This window comes from Xanthomonas sp. NCPPB 3200 (assembly GCF_056393585.1).
Genome location: NZ_CM150785.1, coordinates 3847002 through 3870450 on the forward strand (window position 1 = coordinate 3847002; position 23449 = coordinate 3870450).

14 protein-coding genes and 1 pseudogene are annotated in these 23449 nt (G+C 66.7%); 8 read left to right on the top strand and 7 right to left on the bottom strand.

The window, feature by feature from the left end:
* The first annotated feature begins 70 nt into the window (after nt 1-70).
* Both AC06DU_RS16570 and AC06DU_RS16575 read left to right on the top strand, forming a co-directional pair.
* Nucleotides 71-727 carry a protein-L-isoaspartate O-methyltransferase family protein gene (locus AC06DU_RS16570; RefSeq protein WP_024938983.1) on the top strand — a complete coding sequence of 219 codons (657 nt, stop codon included), beginning with the start codon at nt 71-73 and terminating at the stop codon, nt 725-727.
* A 20-nt stretch (nt 728-747) separates the two neighbouring features.
* Complete coding sequence (locus tag AC06DU_RS16575) at nt 748-2121, top strand: TolC family outer membrane protein (RefSeq protein WP_053045773.1); 1374 nt, start codon at nt 748-750, stop codon at nt 2119-2121.
* A 576-nt stretch (nt 2122-2697) separates the two neighbouring features.
* On the opposite strand, the gene waaA is transcribed toward AC06DU_RS16575, so the two are convergent.
* Nucleotides 2698-4014, bottom strand: coding sequence for a lipid IV(A) 3-deoxy-D-manno-octulosonic acid transferase (gene waaA / locus AC06DU_RS16580; protein ID WP_478202858.1), 1317 nt, complete (start codon nt 4012-4014; stop codon nt 2698-2700).
* Between the two features lie 76 nt (nt 4015-4090).
* Between waaA and AC06DU_RS16585 the strand changes: the two genes are divergently transcribed.
* On the top strand, nt 4091-5011 hold the full coding sequence (locus tag AC06DU_RS16585) for an LpxL/LpxP family Kdo(2)-lipid IV(A) lauroyl/palmitoleoyl acyltransferase (protein ID WP_024938980.1): 921 nt from the start codon (nt 4091-4093) through the stop codon (nt 5009-5011).
* A 61-nt stretch (nt 5012-5072) separates the two neighbouring features.
* Here AC06DU_RS16585 and AC06DU_RS16590 read toward each other — a convergent pair whose 3' ends face one another.
* From AC06DU_RS16590 to AC06DU_RS16600, 3 genes are read right to left on the bottom strand one after another with little or no spacing between them, the layout of a single operon-like run.
* The gene (locus tag AC06DU_RS16590; RefSeq protein ID WP_046344212.1) at nt 5073-6407 is read right to left on the bottom strand and encodes an O-antigen ligase family protein; all 1335 of its coding nucleotides are present in this window, start codon (nt 6405-6407) and stop codon (nt 5073-5075) included.
* Nucleotides 6388-7500: a glycosyltransferase gene (locus tag AC06DU_RS16595; protein ID WP_478202859.1), complete on the bottom strand. Its 1113-nt coding sequence runs from the start codon at nt 7498-7500 to the stop codon at nt 6388-6390. Before AC06DU_RS16595 ends, AC06DU_RS16590 begins: the two co-directional genes overlap by 20 nt.
* A gap of 10 nt (nt 7501-7510) precedes the next feature.
* Entirely contained in the window at nt 7511-7708 is a 198-nt protein-coding gene (locus AC06DU_RS16600; RefSeq protein ID WP_016902555.1) for a zinc-finger domain-containing protein, read from the bottom strand.
* Between the two features lie 316 nt (nt 7709-8024).
* On the opposite strand from AC06DU_RS16600, the gene AC06DU_RS16605 reads away from it, so the two are divergent.
* Entirely contained in the window at nt 8025-11387 is a 3363-nt protein-coding gene (locus tag AC06DU_RS16605) for a GH92 family glycosyl hydrolase (RefSeq protein ID WP_478202860.1), read from the top strand.
* 321 nt (nt 11388-11708) lie between these two features.
* Here the strand turns inward: AC06DU_RS16605 and AC06DU_RS16610 are convergent, their stop codons facing one another.
* Together AC06DU_RS16610 and AC06DU_RS16615 are read right to left on the bottom strand one after the other, a co-directional pair.
* Entirely contained in the window at nt 11709-14018 is a 2310-nt protein-coding gene (locus tag AC06DU_RS16610; protein WP_478202861.1) for an NADP-dependent malic enzyme, read from the bottom strand.
* A 198-nt stretch (nt 14019-14216) separates the two neighbouring features.
* Nucleotides 14217-15590: a dicarboxylate/amino acid:cation symporter gene (locus AC06DU_RS16615; protein ID WP_046344222.1), complete on the bottom strand. Its 1374-nt coding sequence runs from the start codon at nt 15588-15590 to the stop codon at nt 14217-14219.
* A gap of 287 nt (nt 15591-15877) precedes the next feature.
* Between AC06DU_RS16615 and AC06DU_RS16620 the strand changes: the two are divergent.
* The 4 genes and pseudogenes from AC06DU_RS16620 (at nt 15878) to AC06DU_RS16635 (ending at nt 22342) form a co-directional block, all read left to right on the top strand.
* Nucleotides 15878-17050: pseudogene (locus AC06DU_RS16620) on the top strand (OprO/OprP family phosphate-selective porin).
* Nucleotides 17051-17252: 202 nt separating this feature from the next.
* Entirely contained in the window at nt 17253-19901 is a 2649-nt protein-coding gene (locus AC06DU_RS16625) for a hybrid sensor histidine kinase/response regulator (RefSeq protein WP_154833381.1), read from the top strand.
* Between the two features lie 315 nt (nt 19902-20216).
* A complete protein-coding gene (gene tcuC / locus AC06DU_RS16630) occupies nt 20217-21566 on the top strand; it encodes a tricarballylate/proton symporter TcuC (protein ID WP_478204435.1) in 1350 nt (449 codons plus the stop codon).
* Nucleotides 21563-22342 (top strand): substrate-binding domain-containing protein, encoded by a 780-nt coding sequence (locus tag AC06DU_RS16635; protein ID WP_166770320.1) that lies wholly within the window; start codon nt 21563-21565, stop codon nt 22340-22342. The genes tcuC and AC06DU_RS16635 overlap by 4 nt, the downstream gene beginning before the upstream one ends.
* On the opposite strand, the gene AC06DU_RS16640 is transcribed toward AC06DU_RS16635, so the two are convergent.
* The gene (locus AC06DU_RS16640) at nt 22334-23236 is read right to left on the bottom strand and encodes a LysR family transcriptional regulator (protein ID WP_026064333.1); all 903 of its coding nucleotides are present in this window, start codon (nt 23234-23236) and stop codon (nt 22334-22336) included. The genes AC06DU_RS16635 and AC06DU_RS16640 overlap by 9 nt on opposite strands.
* Nucleotides 23237-23449: the final 213 nt, after the last annotated feature.

Below are 23449 nucleotides of genomic sequence, written 5' to 3' on the forward strand. Positions count from 1 at the left end.
CGATGCTAGATGCGCCAGTTGCCCCGTGCACCGGTAAAATGCCTGCCCCACCGCGTTGGATAACCGCACCATGACGATCGATTTCTCCCAGGCCCGCGAAAAGATGGTCGAACAGCAGATCCGGCCGTGGGACGTTCTGGACCTGCGCGTGCTCGAGGTGCTGGCGCGCCTGCCGCGCGAAGCCTTCGTGCCCGAGGCCTATAAGACCCTGGCCTATGTCGATGTGGAAATCCCGTTGTCGGCCGGCCACAAAATGATGAAGCCGGTAGTGGAAGGCCGCATGTTGCAGGCGCTGGATCTGCAGCCGGGCGAAGACGTGCTGGAAATCGGCACCGGCAGCGGGTTTTCCACTGCCTGCCTGGCCGCGCTGGCCCGCGAAGTGCTGAGCCTGGAGATCGACCCGGCACTGGCCGCCGCTGCACGCGCCAATCTGGATAGCAGCGGCCTGGGCAGCAACGTGCGGATCGAGACCGCCGACGTGTTCGGCTGGCAGAGCGAGCGTCGCTTCGATGCCATCTGTGTGACCGGCGCGGTCGAGTCGCTGCCGACGCAGTGGCTGCAGTGGCTGCGCCCGAACGGCCGGCTGTTCGTGGTGCGCGGTCACGATCCAGTGATGGAAGCGGTCCTGGTCCGTGGCGACGTCAACGCGCCGCGCATCGAATCGTTGTTCGAAACCGACCTCGCCTATCTCCAGGGCGCCGCACCGACGCCCCGATTCCAATTCTGATTCCCAAGGAAGCTTCCCCGATGATCCGCCGATCCCTCGTCCTGGCGCTGGCCGCCGCCCTGTCTCCGATGGCTGCGAACGCCACCGATCTGCTGCAGGTCTACGAAATGGCCCGCAACGGCGATCCGCAGCTGGCAGTGGCCGAGTCTACTCGCCTGGTCAATCGGGAAGGTCAGGTGCAGGCGCGTGCGGCGTTGTTGCCGCAGCTCAACGGTGCTTACGACTACAGTAAATCCCATCGCGAAATCGAAGGCCAAGATGGCCGCATCACCACCTCGTCGCGCTCCAGCCAAATCCAAGGCTCTCAGACGATCTTCAATTGGGCGCAGTTCTCCAACCTGCGCGCGCAGCGTGAAGTTGCAAGGGCAGCCGACTTCACACTGGCATCTGCCAATAACGACCTGATCACCCGCACCTCGGCGGCGTATTTCCAGGTCCTGGTGGGCATCGAGTCGCTGGCGGCTGCAGAGACCAACGAAGCCGCAGCCAAGAAGCAGTTCGATTACGCCGACAAACGCCTGGAAGTGGGCCTGGCCCCGATCACCGACGTGCATGAAGCGCGCGCTCAGTACGATCAGGCGCGTGCAGATACGATCAACGCCCGCAACACGCTGAAGGACTATTACCAGGCACTCACCGAGTTGACCGGCCAGCCGGTAGTTGGTCTACGTGCACTGCCAGAAGAATTTCGCCCCGAGGTGCCTGCCGCTTACAGTGACGTCGACAAGTTGGTAGCGACCGCCATCGCAGACAACCCGGCGTTGAAGGCGCAGCAATTGCAGGTGAGCGCGGCCGAGGCCAGCATCACCGCGGCACGTGCCGGCCATTTGCCCACAGTCAATCTGACCGGCAGCGTGGGACGCAGCAACAGCTGGGGCACAGGGGCTGCGGAAAGCGGTGTGTTTACGACCCAAGGCCGCGACATCGATACCGACTCGATCGGCATAAGCGTGTCAATTCCGATCTTTGCCGGCGGCGCAACGCAGTCCGCAGTACGTCAAGCACTCTCGCAGCGCGATATCCAGCAGGACACCTACGAGCAGCAGAAGCGCGCGCTGGATCGCAACACGCGCAATGCCTACCAGACCGTGGTCGCCGGCATCAGCGAAGTGGAAGCACGCCGCCTGGCCGTGGTCTCGGCACAGGCCGCATACGACGCTTCGCAGGTGGGCCTGGAAGTCGGCACGCGCACCGTGCTGGACGTGGTGCAGAACCAGCGCACCTTGTTCCAGGCGCAGTTGAACTATGCGCAGTCGCGCTACAACTTCCTGCAGAACCGTCTGCTGCTGGGCCAGGCGATCGGCAAGCTCGACATCACCGACCTGCAGGACGTGAACCGCCTGCTGTCGCAGGATGCCGAGTCCAAGCTGCAGGGCAGTGGCTCGCTGCAGTAATGCGGGCGGATGGGTAACTAAAAAGGCGGGCGCAGGCCCGCCTTTTTTATGTCCGATGCACACGCGTACCTGGCTGCGTGCGATCCCTGCGATGACTGCGGCATTAGCCGCTGATCTGCGACTTGGCTGCAGGGCCCTTGCCCGCCCACCATCGCGGGACACGCCGCAAGTAGGTCCCAGTAAGCTCTTACGCGGCCTCCATGCCGCGTCAGGTCCCGCGACGGTGAACGGGCAAGGACCAGTCGAGATGGTCGGCGTGCAGGTTTGCAAGCAATTTCGACAAAGCAACCGGCGAACTCTCTGCTGCGGTGTCCTCGCCGGTTGCGGGACCGTGTGGCGGCAGGGATGCCGCCACCGAGCCTCCACGGACCGATTCACGGCGTGTCCCGCGAGCGGCGAGGACACCGCACGCTCGACCAATGCGGCTTGAGACTCTCCAGATGACGCCCAAAGCGGCTGATCACACGACTGCGCGATCGCCACGCCCTGTTGGCACTCCAAGGCCTTTGGATGACACGCATTAGCGTGACTGCGGCAGGATCACTGCAACGCGGCAGTGCAGGCGCAGTGACATCCTCAGGACGCCGCGCCCTCGCTCACCACCGGTGGCAGGTCCGGCGCGATCTGCACCAGCGTCCGCGCCACCGCACCCTTGCCATTGGCGACCAAGGCCAGCCCCGCCGCGGCCATCGCCTCGCGTTGGGCTGGGTCGCCGAGCAGGCGCGCAAGATCGTGGTAGACGCAGTCGGCATCGTCGCAGATGGCCACCGCATCGGCCTCGCGCATGCGCCGCGAAATCTCCGAGAAATTGTGCAGATGCGGGCCGGTGACTGCCGGCGTGCCGACTGCTGCGGGTTCGAGCAGATTGTGCCCGCCGATCGGTTGCAGGCTGCCGCCGACGAAGGCGACCTGCGCGCAGGCGTAGAAGCTCATCAGCTCGCCCAGGGTATCGATGACAAACACCTTGTCGCGCGCCTGCGGCCATTGCTGGCTCTTGCGTGTAGACACGGCCCAGCCACGCTCGCGCGCCACGGCCTCGACCTTGGGAAAGCGCTCCGGGTGGCGCGGCGCCCATAACATCAGCAAGTCAGGAAACTGCAGCAGCAGGCGCGCATGGATGTCGGCCACGGCCACTTCCTCGCCTTCGTGCGTGCTGGCGGCAATCCACACCGGCCGCGTTGCCGGCACCTGCGTATGGAACTGCGCGACCAGCGCCTGCAACTGCGCAGGTGCGGCGATATCGAATTTCAGATTGCCCAGTGCGATTACCTGGTCGGGCCGCGCACCCAGCGTGATGAAGCGTTCGGCATCGTCGTGCGACTGCGCCGCCACGCAGGTGACGCTGCGCAGCGCGCGGCTGATCAACGGCGCCAGCAGGCGATAGCCACGCAGCGAGCGTGCCGACAGCCGCGCATTGAGGATGTACACCGGAATTTGGCGATCGCGGCAGCCGAACAACATGTTCGGCCACAGCTCGGTTTCCAGGATCAACGCCAGGCGCGGGCGGAAATGCTCCAGGAACCGGCCGACGCTGCCGGGTACGTCATAGGGCAGATACACGTGGTCCACCGCATCGCCCCAGACCGCGCGCACGCGCTCGGAGCCGGTGGGGGTGATGGTGGTGATGACCCAGCGGATATCCGGACGCTGCGCGCGCAAGGCGTTGACCAGCGGCGCGGCGGCATTGACCTCGCCCACCGACACCGCATGCACCCATACGCGCGGCCGACCGCAGGCATGCGTGTAGGAGGCATAGCGCTCGTTCCAGCGGTTGAAGTATTCGCGCACGCGAAAACCGCGCCACACCAGGTGGTACACCGTCACCGGCAGCAACAGGTACAACAGCGCCGAGTACAGTCCGCGCAACAGCCATTCGATCGGGTCTTTCCGCATCGCTGCAGGATACGGGAGCGTTGCGGCGTGCGCATGTGCACGCTGCCGCGCGCGCGTGATCCCTTAGAATTGACGCATGTCCGAACCCGCCAACGTCGCTGTCCGCCCTTCCCTGCGCAACCCCAGGCACTGGCCGATGTATCTGGCCCTTGCCGTCATGGTGATCGCCGGGCGCCTGCCGTGGACACTGCAGCGCGCGCTCGGCCGTGGCGTGGGCTGGATCGCGATGCGCCTGGCCGGCACGCGCCGGCGCGCTGCCGAGGTCAACCTCGCGCTGTGTTTTCCCGAACAGGACGATGCCTGGCGGGCGCGGCTGTTGCGCGACAGTTTCGATGCGCTGGGCGTGGGCCTGTTCGAATTCGCGCGTGCCTGGTGGGGCAGCATCGATGCCATCCGTCCGGGCGTGCAGGTCGAAGGGCTGGAACATCTGCAGCGTCTGCAGGAACAAAAGCGCGGCGTGTTGCTGGTGTCCGGCCACTTCATGACGCTGGAGATGTGCGGGCGGCTGCTATGCGATTACGTGCCGCTGGCCGGCATGTACCGCAGGCATCGCAACCCGGTGTTCGAGTGGGCGGTCAAGCGCGGGCGGCTGCGCTATGCCACGCACATGTTCGCCAACGAGGATCTGCGCGCCACCATCAAGCACCTCAAGCGCGGCGGTTTCCTGTGGTACGCGCCCGATCAGGACATGCGCGGCAAGGACACCGTGTTCGTGCCGTTCTTCGGGCATCCGGCCTCCACCATCACCGCCACCCACCAGTTGGCGCGGCTGACCGGCTGCGCGGTGGTGCCGTACTTCCATCGGCGCGAAGGTGGCCGCTACATCCTCAAGATCGCACCGCCGCTGGCAGACATCCCCTCCGACGATGTGATCGCCGATACCGCGCAGGTCAATGCGGCGATCGAGGACATGGTGCGCGAGGCGCCGGACCAGTACCTGTGGATCCATCGGCGCTTCAAGCGCCAGCCGGGCGGGCGCAGCGAATTCTATCGCTGATGTCGGCGGGTCTCACGCCTGCGCTGCGTGCAGCCGCAGCAGCGCACGGATGTGCGGCGAGTCAGCGCGGCAGGGGCTGATCTGCGTCGTCGTTGAGCAAGGCACCGGCATACAGGCCGGCCAGCATCAGGCTCAGCCCGCCCCAGAAGCTGGAATAGAACGCCAGATGCGTATTGAGCGGGAACACGGTTGCCACCAGCGCGATCATTGCCGGGCGTGCCTGCGCGCGCGCGGCCAGGCTGGAATAGCGCCACGCACGCCAGGCCTGGGCCGCACCGGCCAGCCACAGCAGCAAACCGATCACCCCGGTTTCGGCCAGGATTTCCAGCACGATCTGGTGCGCATGGAAGGCCGGCCCGTCGCCCCATGCCGGCGCCTGCGCGGGGGCCGGATTGCAGGCCGGATAAGCCTGCCGAAATCCGCGTGCGCCCACGCCATTGAGCGGGTGCGCGCGGATCATGCACAGCGCCGCGCCCCAGATCTGCGCACGCCCGGACAGGGCCTGGTCGACGCCCTGCTCGCCATCGCTGAAGGCCAGGGCGGTGCGCTGGATGCGCTCGCGCGCCTGCGGCGCCACCGCCACCACGCCGGCCGCCAGCAGCGCGCCGATCAGCGCCACTCCCAGCAGGCGACGGCCACCCAGCAACTGCCAGCCGGACAGCAGCACGATCACGCCGTAGGTGATCCACGACGCCCGCGAACCGGCCAGCACCAACACCACCCCGACCGCCGCCGCAGCGCCTGCCCAGGCCCAGGCATGGCGCCGGCCCAGCGCCAGCAACAGGAAGGGCGACAGGCTGGCCAGGGTCTGGCCGAACTTGAGGTTGCACGGCCCCAGCACGCCGCTGAGGCGGTCGACCAGGGCCAGCTCCTGCGGCGTGCACAGGCCATGCCCGCTGATCAGCTGCTTGATCTGATCCAGGCCGAAGAACAACGGGCTGTTGCCGAACGCGGCCTGCAGCAGCGCATCCAGCGTCCACACCGCGCCGATCACTGCCAGGCCGGTGAAGGTACGCCGACGCCGCTGCGCATTGGCCACCGCGATCGCGCACAACCACATGAAAGGCAGATAGCGCAGATCGGTGGCCGACTTGCGCAGCGCGCGGCCCACGTCCACCGCATCGAACGCCGACAGCATCTGCGGCAACCAGTACGCGAAGAACAACACACTGGTCAGCGCCCAGGCCGCACCGCTGAGCAGCCGGGTGCCGCCGCGGAAGCGCGCATGCAGCAGGCGATACGCCGCAAACAGCGCGCCCAGCGACAACACCGTCTCGGCCAGCCCGGGCGTGGGCCACAGGGCCACGAACAGGATCACCCACAGCGGCGCCCAGCGACCGGCATCGGGCGTCAGCACGGACGCGGGAGGGATGGCCTCAGCGGCGGAGTTCGTCATAGACCTTCAGGGTGGCCGCTTGCATGGCCTGCAACGTGTAGGGAAGCACGGCGGGCGCTGTCGGCGCCTGCTGCAGCAAATGAAGCGCCTGGGTGCGCAAGGCAGCGGCATCGAAGGCCGGCACCGCGCCGCCGGGTTGCAACTCGGCCAGCAGCTCGCCGACGCCGCCATGCGCCCACCCCAGCACCGGCCGGCCCACCGACAAGGCCTCCACCACGGTGCGGCCGAAGGCCTCGGGTTTGCGCGACAGCTGCAGCACCAGATCGCTGGCGGCGTAGGCCTCGGCGATGCGTGCGGTGGGTTCGGTGAAGGCGACCGCCTCAGCCACGCCCAGCCCGGTGGCCTCGGCTTCCAGCTCGTGCAGATAGGTTTCGCGGCCCGGCTCGCGCGCGCCCGGCAGCCACAACCAGGCCGGCACGCCGGCAGCGCGCACGTCGGCGAGCAGTTGCAGACCGTCGGTGTGCCCCTTCAGACGGGTGCCGCGCCCGGGCAGCAGCAGCAGGGGCGCATCGGCCGGCAGGCCGGGCAGCATGCTCTGTGCCCAGGCGCGCGCGCGGCGATCCGGATGCGGGCGACGCGGAAACTGCGCGATATCGACACCGCGCGGTATCGTGCGCAAGCGCGCGCTGTCGGTCTGCGGATAGTGCGTGCAGACGTACTCGCGCACCGTCTGCGACACGCAGATCACCCGCTCGCCGTAGGTCATCACCGCGCTGTAGCGGCTGGGCGAGTTGAGCCCGTGCACGGTGGTGACAAAGCGCGGCCGCGTGGCCTGCGGCATGCCGCGCAACGCGTACCAGCCCAGCCAGGCCGGCAGGCGCGAACGCGCATGCACGATGTCGGCGCCCAGTTCGGCGAACAGCCGGCGCAGGCCGACCACATGGCGCAAGGTCAGCAGCGACTTGCGCCCGATGTCCAGGGTGAGATGTTCGCCACCGGCCTCCAGCAGCGGCTGGACCAGGCGACCGCCGGCCGACACCACCACCGCGCGGTGGCCGGCGCGCACCAGCGCAGCAGCGATTTCCAGGGTGGAGCGCTCGACGCCGCCGGACTGCAGCGCCGGCAGCAGTTGCACCACGGTCAGGCGGTGCATCCGGCCAGGATCAGTCGGCGAGCACGAACAGCGCGCCGCAGTACGGGCACTTGGCTTCGCAGTTGGGCTCGTCTTCGATCGGCAGGTATACGCGCGGATGCGAGTTCCACAACGCCATCTGCGGTGTCGGGCAGCTCAGCGGCAGATCGCTGCGATGCACGGTGTAGCGCGATTCGGCATTGGCGGGCGCGGTGGCGGTCTGGCTCATGGCGGCACGATCGTAGAGGCAAAGGCAGAGCGCGGATTCTAGCAGCCTACGTGGTGATCGGCCCATTGAGCGGGTGACGCCGGTTCGGGTGGCGATGGTCTCGGCGCCAGCGCGGGCGCCGGCAACCTCGAGAGATGCTAAAGATCCAGCAGCGCCTGGCCCCCTACAGGCACGGCAGCGCCACCCCACCCGGACATCGCGCTTATCATCGCCTGACCATGGCGCACCGCCCCGTGCCTGCGCCCCGTGTCCGGATCGCCCGCAGCACTCGGCCGGACCTACCCTGCGGCATCGCACCCTAAGGAGACATCGCCACGTGACCTCGTCTGTTGTGCTGTTGCACCCGCGTGAGCTGTGGCTCCGGCTGGTTGTCGCCCTGGGCTGCGCTGCGCCGCTGTCGGTGAGCGCGGCGATTGAGTTTTCGAGTTCGTTCGAGCCCGGGCAGCCGTTGCCGGTGAGCGCAGCGGCAGGCGATGTGCAGATTGCCATCGGTACCGGCCCGGCCGCGCCATATGCGGCCAAGCCCAACGCCGGCTACAGCGGTGCGCATGCATTGCGGTATCAAGGTCATGCTGCAGGTGGGCGGCGCACCCTGTTTACCGCCGATGTCCCGATCGGTGCCGATACGACGCTGTCGTGGCTGGTATTGCCGGAGAGTGTGGGCGGCGAGCATGTGGCATCGACCTATGTGTCCCTGGATCTGCTGCTGGACGACGGCACGCGCGTGTCTGCCAGCGCTGCGCGGGATCAGCATGGCGTCGCGCTAGCTGCGCAGGCGCAAGGCGAGTCGAAGACGCTGTATCCGCAGCAATGGGCGCGCAAGGCGGTGCGGCTGGGCGACGTGCCCGGCCTGCGTGGCCGCCGTGTGCGTGCGATCGAGCTGGACGTTGCGCCGCCCGCAGGCGCGACCAGTGCCGGTTGGATCGACGATATCGCGCTTGCCGAGGTGCCGCTGACGCCGGCAACGCGTCCGTCGGATTGGGTGCTGACCACGCGCGGCACGCAATCCAATGGCACGTTCTCGCGCGGCAATAATTTCCCTGCAACGGCCGTGCCGCATGGCTTCAACTTCTGGACGCCGGTGACCGATGCGGGCACGCTGACCTGGTTGTATCGCTGGAACGAACACAACGATGCGGACAATCGCCCGCGCCTGCAGGCGTTGTCGCTCAGCCATCAGCCCAGCCCGTGGATGGGCGACCGCCAGACCTTTCAGGTGATGCCGTCGTTGGCCGCCGGCGTGCCGCCAGCCGATCGCAAACAGCGTGCACTGGCGTTTTCGCACGCCAATGAAACTGCGCGCCCCTATCGCTACGCGCTGCAGTTGGACAACGGGATCCAGGCCGAGATCGCACCGGCCGACCATGCCGCGCTGTTCCGCTTTCGCTTCCCGGCACAGGGCGATGCCAATCTGGTGTTCGACAATGTGGACGCGCGCGGCGCGCTGCGCCTGGATGCGGCAACACAGACGCTCTCCGGCTACACCGATGTGCGTAGCGGGCTATCGACCGGGGCCACGCGCATGTATGTCCATGCCAGCTTCGACACGCCGTGGAAAGCCAGCGGCCTGAGCGATACCGGCCGGCCCACCGGCTGGATCAAGTTCGATGCCGGCAGCACCCGGCAGGTGCAGATGCGCATTGCCACCTCGCTGATCTCACTGGATCAGGCCAGGCACAACCTGGCCCTGGAAATCGCGCCGCAGGCGACATTCGAGCAGGTTGCCGCGCGTGCGCAGGACGCCTGGGATGCGTTGCTGGGACGCCTGGAGGTGCCCGATGCCACCGCCGACCAGAAGACCACGCTGTACTCCAACCTGTACCGCCTGCACCTGTATCCCAACTCCGGCCACGAGAACGTCGGCAGCGCCAGCGCACCGGACTGGCGTTACGCCAGCCAGAGCAGCTGGTCGGACGACAACATCGATGGCAGCGCGGTGCGCAGCTTTGCGCCGATCCGCGATGGCCGGGTCTATGTCAACAACGGCTTGTGGGACACCTTTCGCACCGCGTGGCCGGCGTACGCCTTGTTCGCGCCCGACGATGCCGGTGCGCTGGTGCAAGGCTTTCTGGAGCAGTCGCGCGCGGGCGGCTGGGTGGCGCGCTGGTCGTCGCCCGGCTATGCCGATCTGATGGTCGGCACCAGTTCCGACGTGGCCTTTGCCGATGCCTGGCTCAAGGGCGTGCAGGGCTTCGATCCGCTCGAGGCGTATGTTGCCGCACGCAAGAACGCCACCGTGGTGGCGCCCGACAGGCATGTCGGCCGCAAGGGCATGGCGCGTTCGACCTTTCGCGGTTATGCCGATACCGACACCCACGAAGGCATGTCGTGGTCGATGGAAGGCGCACTCAACGACTTCGGTATCGCCAACATGGCCGATGCGCTGGCCACACAGGCGAAAACAGCCACGGCGCGCGAGCGTTACGCGACCGAGGCTTTGTATTTCCGTCACCGCGCGGCAGGCTATTCGGCACTGTTCGATCCGGCGATCGGGTTCTTCCAGGGCCGCACCCCGGACGGCACCTGGCGCGTGGACGCGGCACGGTACGATCCGCGCGTCTGGGGCCACGATTACACCGAATCCAGCGGCTGGACGTTTGCGTTCACCGCACCGCACGATGGGCAAGGCCTGGCCGCGTTGTATGGAGGACGCGCCGGTCTGGCAGCGAAACTGGATACGTTCTTCGCCACCCCCGAGACCGCCGAGGCCAGGTTCGCCGGCTCTTACGGCTCCACCATTCACGAAATGACCGAAGCGCGCGACGTGCGCATGGGCATGTACGCGCACAGCAACCAGACCGCGCACCATATCCCGTGGATGTACCTATACGCCGGGCAGCCGTGGAAGACGCAACGCCTGACCCGCGAGATCCTGGCGCGCCTGTACCTGGGCAGCGAGATCGGCCAGGGCTACCCCGGCGATGAGGACAATGGCGAAATGTCGGCGTGGTATCTGTTCGCAGCGATGGGCTTGTATCCGTTGCGCATGGGTACGCCGGACTATGTGATCGGCTCGCCGCTGTTCACGCACGCCAGCCTGCGTTTGCCGAACGGCGGGACGCTGACGGTCAATGCGCTGCAGAATTCGCCGCAAAACGTGTACGTGCAATCGCTCAAGGTCAACGGCAAGCCCTGGCGCAAGACCTGGTTGCCGCATGCAGACATCGCCAAGGGTGCGACGCTGGACTTCGTCATGGGGCCGACGCCCTCGCGCTGGGGCACCGGGCCGGACGATGCGCCGCCATCGCTGACGCCTGCGGGTGAACGTCCTGCCCCCTTGCGCGATGTGCTCGGAGACACGGCGCGCATCACCCTGGCCGATGGTGGCGATGTCCCGGCACTGCATGACGACGATGCCGGGACGGTCGCTGCAGTTGCATCGGCATCGGCACTGACGTTCAGCGGCATGGCGCGCGGCACGCCGACGCTCTACACGCTGACCAGCGGCAACGCAGCGATTGCGGCAAGCGGATGGACGCTGGAAGCGCGGACGGCCGATGGTGCGTGGAAGGTGGTCGATCAGCGCCGCGAGGAAACGTTTGACTGGCCATTGCAGACGCGGCCGTTTCGCATTGCCTCCCCGGGTGCGTATGCCGAGTATCGGCTGCGATTCAGCGCACCTGCGAAACTGCAGCTGGCGGAGATCGAGTTGTTAGGGGTGGAGCCTGCGGCGCGTTGAGGCGCAGGTCTCGCATCGCTGATCGCGCTGCTTTCTGCAGGCAGGCGACTGCAGGATGCAGGCACCCGCTCACGCGATCGACGGAATTGCACGGGGGCTGCCGGAGCGGGGTTTTACTGCAAGGTCAGCAGCGCTGGTAACCGTCCCCTCACCCCACCCCCCGCTCCGCGCGCCGGCCCGCGCTTGCGGCGCGGGCGCTTCAAGGCACGCGTGCCAGTGGCGCGCAAGCAGCGCCTTGTCGCCCCGATGGGAGAGGGGCGTTGGCGCGGCACGTGGGGTGCCGCTAGCGATCGGTCTTTGATGTTTTCCCGGTGGGGGATCTCAATCGCTATTTTTTTCGCTGGCGGTCTTCTCGGCATCGCGCTGCCGGCGGATCTGCGCATCCACCGCCGCGATCGCGGTCATGTTCATCACCCGGCGCGAGGTGGCGCTGGTGGTGAGGATGTGCACCGGCTTGGAGATGCCCATCAGGATCGGGCCGATCGCCACGCCGTCGGTGAACACGCGTACCAGGTTGTAGGCGATGTTGGCCGCTTCCAGGTTCGGCAGCACGAACAGGTTGGCCCGGCCCTTGAGCGTGCTGTTGGGCATGATCTGCTTGCGCAGCGCCTCGTCCCAGGCGGTGTCGCCCTGCATTTCGCCGTCGATGTTGAGCTCGGGCTTGCGCTTGAGCAGGGCTTCGCGCACCTGGCGCATCTTCAGCGCATCGCGCGAGTCGTGGCTACCGAAGTTGGAGTGCGACAGCAGCGCGATATTGGGCTCGATGCCGAACAGCTTCAGGCGGTACGCGGCCTGCAGCGTGGCTTCGACCACCTGCTCCACGGTCGGGTCTTCCTGCACGTGCGTGTCCAGGAAGAAGAACACGCCCAGCTGGTTGATCACGCCGGTCATCGCCGAGGTGGAGCTGACCCGCGGCTCCAGCGGAATCACGCTGCGTGCGTAGCCCAGCTTCTTGTGGAAGCGGCCGACCACGCCGGACAGCATCGCATCGGCTTCGCCACGCGCCACCATCACCGCGGCGATCAGGGTCGGACGCGAGCGCATCAGTTCCTTGGCGGCGGTGACGGTCACGCCGCGACGCTCGGTGAGCGCGTGGTAGTACTGCCAGTATTCGTTGAAGCGGGGGTCGTCGAGGATGTTGGTGATCTCGAAATCCACTCCGGCGGTCAGGCGCAGGCCCATGCGCTCGATGCGCGCCTCGATGACGTCCGGGCGGCCGATCAGGATCGGGAACGCCAGGCCTTCGTCGACCACGTTCTGCACCGCGCGCAGCACCACTTCCTCTTCGCCCTCGGCATACACCACGCGCTGCTTGTCGGCGCGCGCGCGGTCGTAGACCGGCTTCATCATCAGACTGGTGCGGTAGACGAACTGGCCGAGCTTGTCGCGATAGGCCTCCATGTCGGTGATCGGGCGCGTGGCCACACCCGAATCCATCGCCGCCTGCGCAACGGCAGACGACAGCTCCACCAGCAGGCGCGGGTCCAGCGGACGCGGAATCAGGTATTCCGGGCCGAAACTCGGGGTCTCGCCGCCATAGGCCGCGCCCAGGTCGGAGGCCTCGCGCCGCGCCATCGCCGCAATCGCCTTGACGCAGGCGATCTTCATTTCCTCGTTGATGCCGGTGGCGCCCACGTCCAGCGCGCCGCGGAACAGATACGGGAAGCACAGCACGTTGTTGATCTGGTTCGGGTAGTCCGAACGGCCGGTGCCGATGATGCAGTCCGGACGCACCGCCTTGGCCGCTTCCGGGGTGATTTCCGGGTTGGGATTGGCCAGCGCGAAGATCACCGGCTGGCGCGCCATGCTGGCGACCATCTCCGGCTTGAGGATGCCGGCCGCCGACAGGCCCAGGAAGATGTCCGCGCCCTCGACGATCTCGGCCAGGGTGCGCTTGTCGGTGTCGCGCGCGTAGCGCTGCTTGTCCGGGTCCAGGTCGGTGCGGCCGATGTGGATCACACCGTCGCGGTCCAGCGCCAGGATGTTCTCCGGCTTCAGGCCCAGCGAGACCAGCATATTGACGCAGGAGATGCCGGCCGCGCCCATGCCGGTGGTGGCCAGCTTGACCTCTTCGATCTTCTTGCCGGTGACCACCAGCGCGTTGAGCACGGCGGCGCCGACGATGATCGCGGTGCCATGCTGGTCGTCATGGAACACCGGGATGTTCATGCGCTCGCGCAGCTTGCGCTCGACGATGAAGCACTCAGGTGCCTTGATGTCTTCCAGATTGATGCCGCCGAAGGTCGGCTCCAGGCTGGCGATGATGTCGACCAGCTTGTCCGGGTCGTTCTCGTTGATCTCGATGTCGAACACATCGATGCCGGCGAACTTCTGGAACAGCACGCCCTTGCCTTCCATCACCGGCTTGGAGGCCAGCGGGCCGATATTGCCCAGGCCCAGCACCGCGGTGCCGTTGGTGATCACCGCCACCAGATTGCCGCGTGCAGTGAGCTCGCTGGCCTGGGTGGGTTCCTCGACGATCGCCTCGCAGGCGAAGGCCACGCCCGGCGAGTACGCCAGCGACAGATCGCGCTGGGTCAGCATCGGCTTGGTCGCGGTGACCTTGATCTTGCCGGCCGGCTGCTGGCGGTGGTAGTCGAGGGCGGCCTGTTTGAAGTCGTCGTTGGACATCGGCTGTGTGGGTCTCGAAGGCGCAGGAGGGCTGAATTCTACCCTCCTGCCTGAACAAGGGCCTGTCGCGCAGCTGTCGGCGCGGCAGGGAGATCGCATGCTGCGGCGCGTCGTGCGCCGCGGCCGGGCTCGCGGTCAACGCAGAACGGCCCTGCATCCCGCCGGCATGGCCGACGGAATACAGGGCCGTAGGAAACATCAGCGCAGGCTGGCCGGCGCGGTGCCCGGCTGTCCGACCGGCGCCTGCAGCGGTGGCTCACCGCCGTCCAGCGCCAGCTTCAGCTGGTCGCGGTCCAGCGCATTTTCCCAACGCGACACCACCACGGTGGCCACTGCGTTGCCGATGAAGTTGGTCAGCGAGCGGCACTCGCTCATGAAGCGATCCACGCCCAGGATCAGCGCCATGCCGGCCACCGGCACTTCCGGCACCACGGCCAACGTGGCGGCCAGGGTAATGAAGCCGGCACCGGTGACGCCAGCGGCGCCCTTGGAGCTGAGCATCGCCACCGCCAGCAACGCAATCTGGTGACCCAAGGTGAGCTCGGTGTTGGTGGCCTGGGCGATGAACAACGCCGCCAGGGTCATGTAGATGTTGGTGCCGTCCAGATTGAACGAGTAGCCGGTCGGTACCACCAGGCCCACCACCGACTTCTCGCAGCCGGCCTTTTCCATCTTCTCCATCAGCGAGGGCAACGCCGACTCCGACGAAGAGGTGCCCAGCACCAGCAACAGTTCGGCCTTGAGGTAACGGATCAGCTTGAGCACCGAAAAGCCGCACAGGCGACAGACCAGGCCCAGGATCACCAGCACGAACAACAACGAGGTCAGGTAAAACGACCCCACCAGCCAGGCGAGGTTGACCAGCGATTCCACGCCGTACTTGCCGATGGTGAAGGCGATCGCGCCGAACGCACCGAGTGGCGCGGCGCGCATCAGGATATGCACCAGCTTGAACACCGGGGCGATCAGCGCTTCCAGGAAGTGCAGAACCGGCTTGCCGCGCTCGCCCACCAGGGCCAGCGAGACACCGAACAGCACCGCCACAAACAGCACCTGCAGGATGTTGGGCCCGGTCAGCTTTCCGTTGACCACCTGGTCGCCAGTGAAGGCGCCGATCAACGAGTTGGGAATGATGTCCATCAGGAAGCCGACCAGGGTCAGGTCGTGCGACTTCTCGACGTAGCTCTTGACTGCGCTCTGGTCCAGATCGGCCGGATTGATGTTCATGCCGGCGCCGGGCTGCACCACGTGCGCCACGATCAGGCCCACCACCAGTGCCAGCGTGGAGAAGAACAGGAAGTAGGCCATTGCCTTGCCGAACACCCGGCCCACCGTCTTGAGGTGGGTCATGCCGGCGATGCCGGTGACGATGGTCAGGAAGATCACCGGGGCGATGATCATCTTCACCAGCTTGATGAAGGCATCGCCCAGCGGCTTCAGGCTTTCGGCGAAGGCCGGCTCGAAGTGGCCCAGCAGGGCACCCAGGACGATCGCCACCACCACCTGGAAATACAGCTGACGGTAAAACGGGACGGGCGCCGGCAAGGGGCCGGCAGGCTTGCTGATGTGCATGACGCCACTCCGAGGGAACATAGAGGGTGCCTGAGCAGGTACCCGGTGCGGGCATTCTGGCCGTACGTCACAGCCCGAGCCGATAGCCCATTGGTACTACGCACTGTCCCCGGGCTGAACGTCGCCTTACACTTCAGCCGCGCCACCACCGGCCGTTAATTCCGTTTAACGCAGACACCGATTCCTGTGTTGTTGGCCGTCCGGAACCTGCGCGCTTGCTGAAGCTGTTCAGTGCGACCGCCATGGCAGGACGCCCGGCCCCTTCTCCTTGCCGAAGACCACACCCTATGCGCCTCAATCCGCTCGTTCTCGCGTTGGCCATCGCCGCCGCGCCCGCTGCCGCCAATGCGGCCACCTCGCTGGAAAACTGGCCCACCAAATACACCTTCGGGGATGGCACCGAGCTCGGCCTGACCGGCAACTATGCCTACGACGACAACAATTTCTCCGGCGACGACCGCCTGGAAGACCGCACCGACTTCCGCCGCAAGGAATTCGGCGCCACCCTCAAGAAGAAGGGCGTCTACGACGCCATGGTGTATTTCGACTTCGAGTCCAAGCTGTGGCTGGACGTGTTCTTCCGCGTCGAGACCAAGGCGCTGTTCGGTCAGGACTACGGTCGCGTGCGGATGGGCTACATGAAAGTGCCGGTGGGTCTGGAAGCGGTGCAGAGCTCGCGTGCTGGCAGCTTCATGGAACTGGGCCTGCCGATCCAGGCGGTGTTCCAGGGCCGTCGTACCGGCGTGGAATGGACGCTGGAGCGCCAGCAGTACCTGCTGCAGGCCGGCGCCTACGGCGGCAAGGACCTGCAGGGCGACAACCCGGGCACCACCCAGGCCGTGCATGCCGCCTGGACCCCGTTCAAGGCCGAAGGCAACGTGCTGCACCTGGGCCTGGCCGGTTCGGTGGAAAACCCGCGCGGCTTCAGCGACGGCCGCGGCGTGTCGTTCAGCCCGCGCGTGCGCCTGCGTGCCCGCCCGGAAGCCGGCCTGACCGACGTGCGCCTGATCGACACCGGCACCATTCTCGATGTGGACCACGTGATCCGCGCCGGTGTGGAAGCGGTGTGGATCCACGGCCCGTTCTCGCTGCAGAGCGAAGCGCTGCGCGCCGAGGTGGCGCGTAACGACAACCTGCCGCATTACATCGCGCAGGGCCAATACCTCTATGGCACCTGGACGCTGACCGGCGAGTCGCGCAGCTATGCCGGCGGCGTACCGGGCAACATCAAGCCGGCGCACGACTACGGCGCGGTCGAGCTGACCGCCCGCTACAGCCGCCTGGATCTGGAAGACAACCGCGTCAGCGGCGGCCGCCAGCACGACACCACCATCGGCGCCAACTGATACCTCACCAGCCACTTCAAGATGCAGGCCAACTACAGCTGGGTGGATGCCACGCGCAACGGCGTGCATGAGACCCCGCATGTGATGGAGCTGCGCGCGCAGGTGCAGTTCTAGCCTTATCGCGCAACGCTGACGCGGGCCTGGTCGGCCGCGGCTTGGCTTCGGTTGACCGCTTCAACGCAGTAACCTGGCTATTTAAGCCAGCATGCAAGCCCCTGCGGCCGCTTCCTTCCGGGGATGCGGCCGCAGTTGTTTTTGGGGGCGCCGTGGCCGCGATGGCTGCACGATGCATCGGCGCACCGCCATACTTGTCGGCATGTACGCCTCGCAACGCCGCCGTCTGCTGCTCACCCTGACCATCGTGTTGGGCGGCGTGCTGGTGGCCATGCTGGCGGCCGGGCATTTTGTCGAACAGAACGCCCTGCACGAGGAAAGCGCCACCGTGCGGCGCCAGCTGCGCCTGTACGCGCAGGCCCTGCAGCAACGCATCGATCGCTATCGCACGCTGCCGCAGATCCTGGCGCTGGACCCGGAACTGCGCGCGGCCGTTTCCGGCCCGTTGTCGCCCGCGCAGGTGGAGCGGCTCAATCGCAAACTGGAGCGCGCCAACAACGTCACCCAATCCTCCACGCTGACGCTCATCAACCGCGACGGCATTGCGCTGGCTGCCAGCAACTGGCGCGCAGCGCGCAGCAACGTGGGCGTGGACTACGCCTTCCGCCCGTATTACCAGCAGGCATTGGCCAACGGCAGCGGCAGTTTCTACGGCATCGGCATGACCACCAGCGAACCGGGCTACTTCTTGTCGCAGGCCATCGTCGATGCCGGCGGCCAGGTGCAGGGCGTGGTGGTGATCAAGATCGCGCTGGCCGCGCTGGAACGCGAATGGCTGCAAACCCCGGACATCGTGCTGGCCTCCGACGCGCATGCGGTGGTGTTCCTGGCCAGCCGCCCGCAGTGGCGCTACCGCATGCTGGCCCCGCTGAGCCTGCGCGACCGCAGCGAATTGCGCAGCACCCGCCAGTACGCCGACCAGGGCTTGCTGCCGCTGCGGCGCCGGCTGATCGAGCAGACCGGCAACGGTGGCGTGCTGGCCGAGGTCAGCGACCCACCGCTCGCCGGCCCGGTGCTGTGGCAGACCCTGGAGGTGCCCGAAAGCGGCTGGCGCCTGCATCTGCTGCACGACACCCGCGCCAGCGCAGCGGCCGGCCGCGCCGCGGCGATTGCCGCGGCCGGTGCGTGGTTGGCACTGGCCTTGCTGTGGTTGTTCGTGCAGCAGCGGCGGCGCCTGTCCGCGTTGCGTCAGCGCAGCCGGCACGAGCTGGAAACGCTGCTGCAACAACATGCCGAAGAACTGCGTACCGCGCAGGATGGCGTGGTCACCGCCGCGCAACAGGCCAACGCCGGTCTGAGCCGCAGCCTGGAACACCTGCCGCAGGGCGTGGTGGTGATCGACGAGGCGCTCAATCTGGTGGCGTGGAATTCGCGCTATGTGGAGCTGTTCCGCTTCCCGCCCGAACTGCTGAAGATCGGCCGGCCGATCGAAGACCTGTTCCGCTTCAACGCACGCCGCGGCCTACTCGGACCGGGGCCGATCGAAGCGGCGATCGAACGCCGCCTCAATCATCTGCGCAGCGGCAAACCGCATATGCGCGAGAGCGAAAAGGAAGACGGCACCGTGCTGGAAATCCGCGGCAATCCGCTGCCCGATGGCGGATTCGTCACCAGCTATGCCGACATCACCAGTTACAAGAACGCCGCGCGCGAGCTGCGCTCGCTGGCCGATGCACTGGAACACCGCGTGGCCGAACGGACCCGCGACCTGGCCGCAGCCAAGCGCGAGGCCGAGAGCGCCAATCGCTACAAGACCCGCTTTGTCGCCTCGGCCGTGCACGACCTGCTGCAACCGCTCAACGCCGCGCGCATGTTCGTCTCGGTCCTGCGCGGACAGGTGGGCGAGCCCGGCAGCGCGCGCGTGGTCGACAACATCGAAGGCGCGCTCGCCGCGCAGGACGCCATCCTCAACAGCCTGCTGGATATCTCGCGGCTGGAGGCCGGCAGCCTGAAGACCCAGGTGCGCGATTTCGCCATCGCCCCGCTGCTGGAAACGCTGGCACGCGAGTTCGGCATCCTGGCCGAAGACCGCGGCCTGGTGCTGGACTGGGTGCCCACGTCCGCGGTGGTGTTGAGCGATGAAAACCTGCTGCGGCGCATCCTGCAGAACTTCCTGTCCAACGCCATCCGCTACACCCCGCGCGGGCGGGTGCTGATCGGTTGCCGTCGTCGCGGCGGCTGGCTGCGCATCGAGGTGCACGACCAGGGGCCCGGCATTCCCGAAGCCTTGCAGGAAGAGATCTTCGAAGAATTCCGGCGCCTGGACGACGGCGTGGCCAACGATCGTGGCGCCGGCCTGGGCCTGGCCATCGTCGAGCGCATCGGCCGGCTGCTCGGCCACCGCATCGGCCTGCGCTCCACGCTGGGCAGCGGCAGCGTGTTTTCGGTGACCGTGCCGCTGGGCGAACGCGCGGCCATCGTCAGGCAATTGCCGCCGCCAACCACCACCACCGCAGAAAACGCCAACGACCCGATCCTGCACGGCTGCCGCGTGTGGTGCGTGGACGACGACCCGCGCGTGTGCGAGGCCAGCCGTGCCCTGCTGGAACGCTGGGAATGCCGCGTGGACTTTGCCGGCGGACCCGACGAGGCATTGGCCGCCGCCAGCCCCGACGAGGTGCCGGAGCTGTTGTTGCTGGATGTGCGCATGGGCGAGCACTACGGCCCCATGCTGCTGCCGCAGTTGGTGCAACGCTGGCAACGCGAACCGCGCGTGATCCTGGTCACCGCCGAACCCGACCCGGCGCTGCGCGAACACGCGCTCGACCTGGGCTGGGGATTCCTGACCAAGCCGGTGCGCCCGCCCGCGCTGCGCGCACTGGTCACCCAGATGTTGTTGCGGCGCGGATAGGTTGCCCGGCTGCCGGCACGGCATGCGGCCTAGCAGTTGATGCAGAGCGGTAGTACGCGCACTACTCAGGACCGATCTGCGCATCGGCAGCTCGAGACAGCGTTCGTTTCTACGCCCTGGATCGATAAACGCCCACGCCTCGCGGACGCCCTGCATGCACCTGCTGCGTGCCACGTTCGTCGCATCGCCACCAGGTCGAGTCGAGCATTGCTCCGGGGCGGGTTGATGTTCAACGCGCATCAGTCGATGAGAAAGCAGCAATTATCAATGCCGGCCCGCTCCACCAGAATCGATCGCCTCACCTATCAGACGCACGTGCATACCTATCGTGGAGGGCGATCTATGCAGACTTCGAACCTTGAGGCAACGCGGCAGTCGAAACTGGGGATGGTGCTGAGGGTGACCTCGGGCAACTTCCTCGAGCAGTTCGACTTCTTCCTGTTTGGTTTCTACGCAACCCAGATCGCCGCGGTGTTCTTCCCGGCGAGCAACGAATTCGCCTCGCTGATGATGACCTTCGCAGTGTTTGGCGCAGGCTTTCTGATGCGCCCGCTGGGCGCGGTGATCCTGGGCGCCTACATCGACGATGTCGGGCGTCGCCAGGGCTTGATCGTCACCCTGGCGATCATGGCCAGCGGCACGGTGCTGATCGTGCTGGTGCCGGGCTATGCCAGCATCGGTTTGTGGGCACCGGCACTGGTGCTGCTCGGACGGCTGCTGCAGGGCTTCTCGGCGGGTGCCGAAATGGGCGGTGTGTCGGTGTATCTGGCCGAGATGGCCACGCCGGGGCGGCGCGGCTTCTATGCCAGTTGGCAATCGGCCAGCCAGCAGGTGGCCATCGTCGCTGCGGCCGCCATCGGCTATGCGCTCAACCAGCTGATGCCGCCGCAGGATCTGGCGCAGTGGGGCTGGCGGATTCCCTTCGCCATCGGTTGCGTCATCATCCCCTTCATCTTTTTGCTGCGGCGGCGCCTGGAAGAGACTGCGGAGTTCGCGCAGCGCACCCAGCGGGTGACGATGAAGCAGGTGATGCGCGGGCTGGCGAACAATGCCGGCACCGTGATTGCCGGCGGCTTGATGGTGGCACTGACGACGACCGCGTTCTATCTGATCACCGTGTACGCACCGACCTTCGGCAAGAGCGTGCTCAAGCTCAGCACCGGCGACGCCTTGATCGTGACGCTGCTGGTGGGCATCTCCAACTTCCTGTGGCTGCCGATCGGCGGCGCGCTCAGCGACCGCTTCGGCCGTAAGCCGCTGCTGGTGACCATGGCGGTGGTGTACGCACTGAGCGCCTATCCGGTGCTCGCGTTCCTTGCATCCGCACCGAGCTTTGCGCACATGTTGCAGGCGCTGCTGTGGCTGTCCTTCCTCTACGGCATCTACAACGGCGCCATGATTCCCGCGCTCACCGAACTGATGCCGGCGCATGTGCGGGTGGCGGGCTTCTCGCTCGCCTACAGCCTGGCCACGGCAGTCTTTGGCGGGTTCACGCCGGTGATGTCGACCTGGCTGATCCATGTCAGCGGCGACAAGGCGGCCCCTGGGTACTGGTTGGTGTTCGCCTCGGTGTGCGCGCTGTTGGCGACGCTGTTCCTGTATCGCCGGCATGGCAACGCAGCAGCAGCGACCGGCCTCGATACGGCTGCGGGAGCGGCGAAATGATGCGGGCTCTCTGGAAAAAATTGCTCGCTGCGGTTGTCACCACGGCCCTGCTGTCGCCGGCCGCCGCCGCGCAGGATCTGACCGTGATGACCTCCGGCGGTTTCACCGCCGCCTTCGAACGTCTGGCGCCGCAGTACAGCAGGCAGACCAGGGTGAAGGTTGCGACACTGCATGGCCCTTCGATGGGGCAGACGCCGCAAGCCATTCCCAACCGGCTTGCGCGTGGCGAGCATGCCGATGTGGTGATCATGGTGGGCAGCGCGCTGCAGAAACTGATCGATGCGGGACTGGTGGATCCGGCATCGCGGGTGGAGCTGGCCGATTCCCGGATCGGCATGGTGGTGCGCAGTGGCGCACCCAAGCCGCAGATCGATACCGTCGAGCAGTTCAAACACGCGCTGCTGCAGGCCGATTCCGTTGCCTATTCCGACAGCGCCAGTGGCGTCTACATCGAGACCACGCTGTTCAAGCAGCTGCAGATCCAGGGCCCGATGATGGCCAAGAGCCGCAAGATCGAACGCATCCCGGTGGGCTCGGTGGTGGCCGACGGCAGTTATCAGTTGGGCTTTCAGCAGGTGGCCGAACTGCTCCCGGTGGCAGGCGTGGATGTTGTCGGCAAGATCCCCGAGCAGTTGCAGTCGATCACGCGCTATGCGGCGGGTGTGCCGGTCAGCGCGGATCATCCCGCAGCGGCCAGGCGCCTGCTTGCCTACCTGCAGTCGGGTGACGCGCAGGCGGTTGCGCGCGCGACCGGCCTGGATCCGGTCTCACCGTGAGCGCGCGGGCATCCGTCGCACCAGTTCCGCCAGTTCGAGCGCGGTCGGTGTCAGCGTCCGCCCACGGCGTTTGAGGATCCCCACGTTGCGCAGCACCTCCGGTTCGACCAGCGGTACCGCCGCCAGCACCGGATGCGGGCCGGAGGGCATGGCGATCGAAGGAACGGCGGCAATGCCGACGCCGGCCTCCACCAAGCCCAGCAAAGTAGTGACGTGGCGGGTTTCGCAGATGCTCGGCTGCTCCGGCGTGAATGCAGACAGCGCCCGGTCCAGCACTAGCCGGTTGCCCGAGGTCTTGTCGAGCGTGATGTAGTCATGGCCATAGGCTTCCTGCCAGCTGACCTGCTCGCGCCCGGACAGGGGATGGTCCCGGCGGCAGGCAATCACATAGCGCTCCTGCAGCAACGGCTCGAACTCGACCTCCGGTGCCAGGTTGCCGCTGAAGCTGACGCCGAAATCCGCCTCGCCGGAGGCCACTGCCGCACTGACGTGACTGGCGCTGCCATCGAACAGCCTGATGCGGATCTTCGGAAACAGCTGATGCAGCCCGTGAATCGCCTGGGGCATGAAGTAGTACGCCGCAGACGGCACGCACGCCACGGTCACCGTACCCATCCGGCTGGATCCGGCGTCGCCGATGCTCATCAGCGCCATGTCCAGGTCGTCGAGCATGCGCTCGACCTGCGGCATGAACGCCTGCCCGACCGTGGTGAGCGCGACCTTGCGCGTGGTGCGCTCGAATAGTTTGACGTTCAACGCCGACTCGAGCTTGTCGATCCGGCGGCTGAGCGCCGGCTGGGTGATGCGGATGCGTTCGGCAGCGCGGCGGAAGCTGCCGTTTTCGGCAACGGCACGGAATGCCTGTAGATCGTTGAGGTCGAATTTGATGGTCACGATGCCGCGGCTGCGATGTTCGATGGCGGTCGCCATAGCATAGACAGTTGCCTGCTGCGCTGCGTGCGCAGACGCGTGCAGATGCGGCGCGCGCGGCTTGCAACATTCGTGCAGGCGGTCATCGCCGCAGGAATGCACAGGCCTGTTTCCGACGCAGGTGATACCTGCACGCGCGGCGCATGGCTCGGGCATCGCCGCGATGCTGCCAACGCG

What these genes read in the sequence shown, in the direction of transcription:
- AC06DU_RS16600 (WP_016902555.1), bottom strand. Translation starts at nt 7,708, where the DNA reads ATGAGCCAGACCGCCACCGCGCCCGCCAATGCCGAATCGCGCTACACC.
- AC06DU_RS16610 (WP_478202861.1), bottom strand. Translation starts at nt 14,018, where the DNA reads ATGTCCAACGACGACTTCAAACAGGCCGCCCTCGACTACCACCGCCAG.
- waaA (WP_478202858.1), bottom strand. Translation starts at nt 4,014, where the DNA reads ATGCGGAAAGACCCGATCGAATGGCTGTTGCGCGGACTGTACTCGGCG.
- AC06DU_RS16615 (WP_046344222.1), bottom strand. Translation starts at nt 15,590, where the DNA reads ATGCACATCAGCAAGCCTGCCGGCCCCTTGCCGGCGCCCGTCCCGTTT.
- AC06DU_RS16585 (WP_024938980.1), top strand. Translation starts at nt 4,091, where the DNA reads ATGTCCGAACCCGCCAACGTCGCTGTCCGCCCTTCCCTGCGCAACCCC.
- AC06DU_RS16590 (WP_046344212.1), bottom strand. Translation starts at nt 6,407, where the DNA reads ATGACGAACTCCGCCGCTGAGGCCATCCCTCCCGCGTCCGTGCTGACG.
- AC06DU_RS16635 (WP_166770320.1), top strand. Translation starts at nt 21,563, where the DNA reads ATGATGCGGGCTCTCTGGAAAAAATTGCTCGCTGCGGTTGTCACCACG.
- AC06DU_RS16570 (WP_024938983.1), top strand. Translation starts at nt 71, where the DNA reads ATGACGATCGATTTCTCCCAGGCCCGCGAAAAGATGGTCGAACAGCAG.
- AC06DU_RS16625 (WP_154833381.1), top strand. Translation starts at nt 17,253, where the DNA reads ATGTACGCCTCGCAACGCCGCCGTCTGCTGCTCACCCTGACCATCGTG.
- AC06DU_RS16575 (WP_053045773.1), top strand. Translation starts at nt 748, where the DNA reads ATGATCCGCCGATCCCTCGTCCTGGCGCTGGCCGCCGCCCTGTCTCCG.
- AC06DU_RS16595 (WP_478202859.1), bottom strand. Translation starts at nt 7,500, where the DNA reads ATGCACCGCCTGACCGTGGTGCAACTGCTGCCGGCGCTGCAGTCCGGC.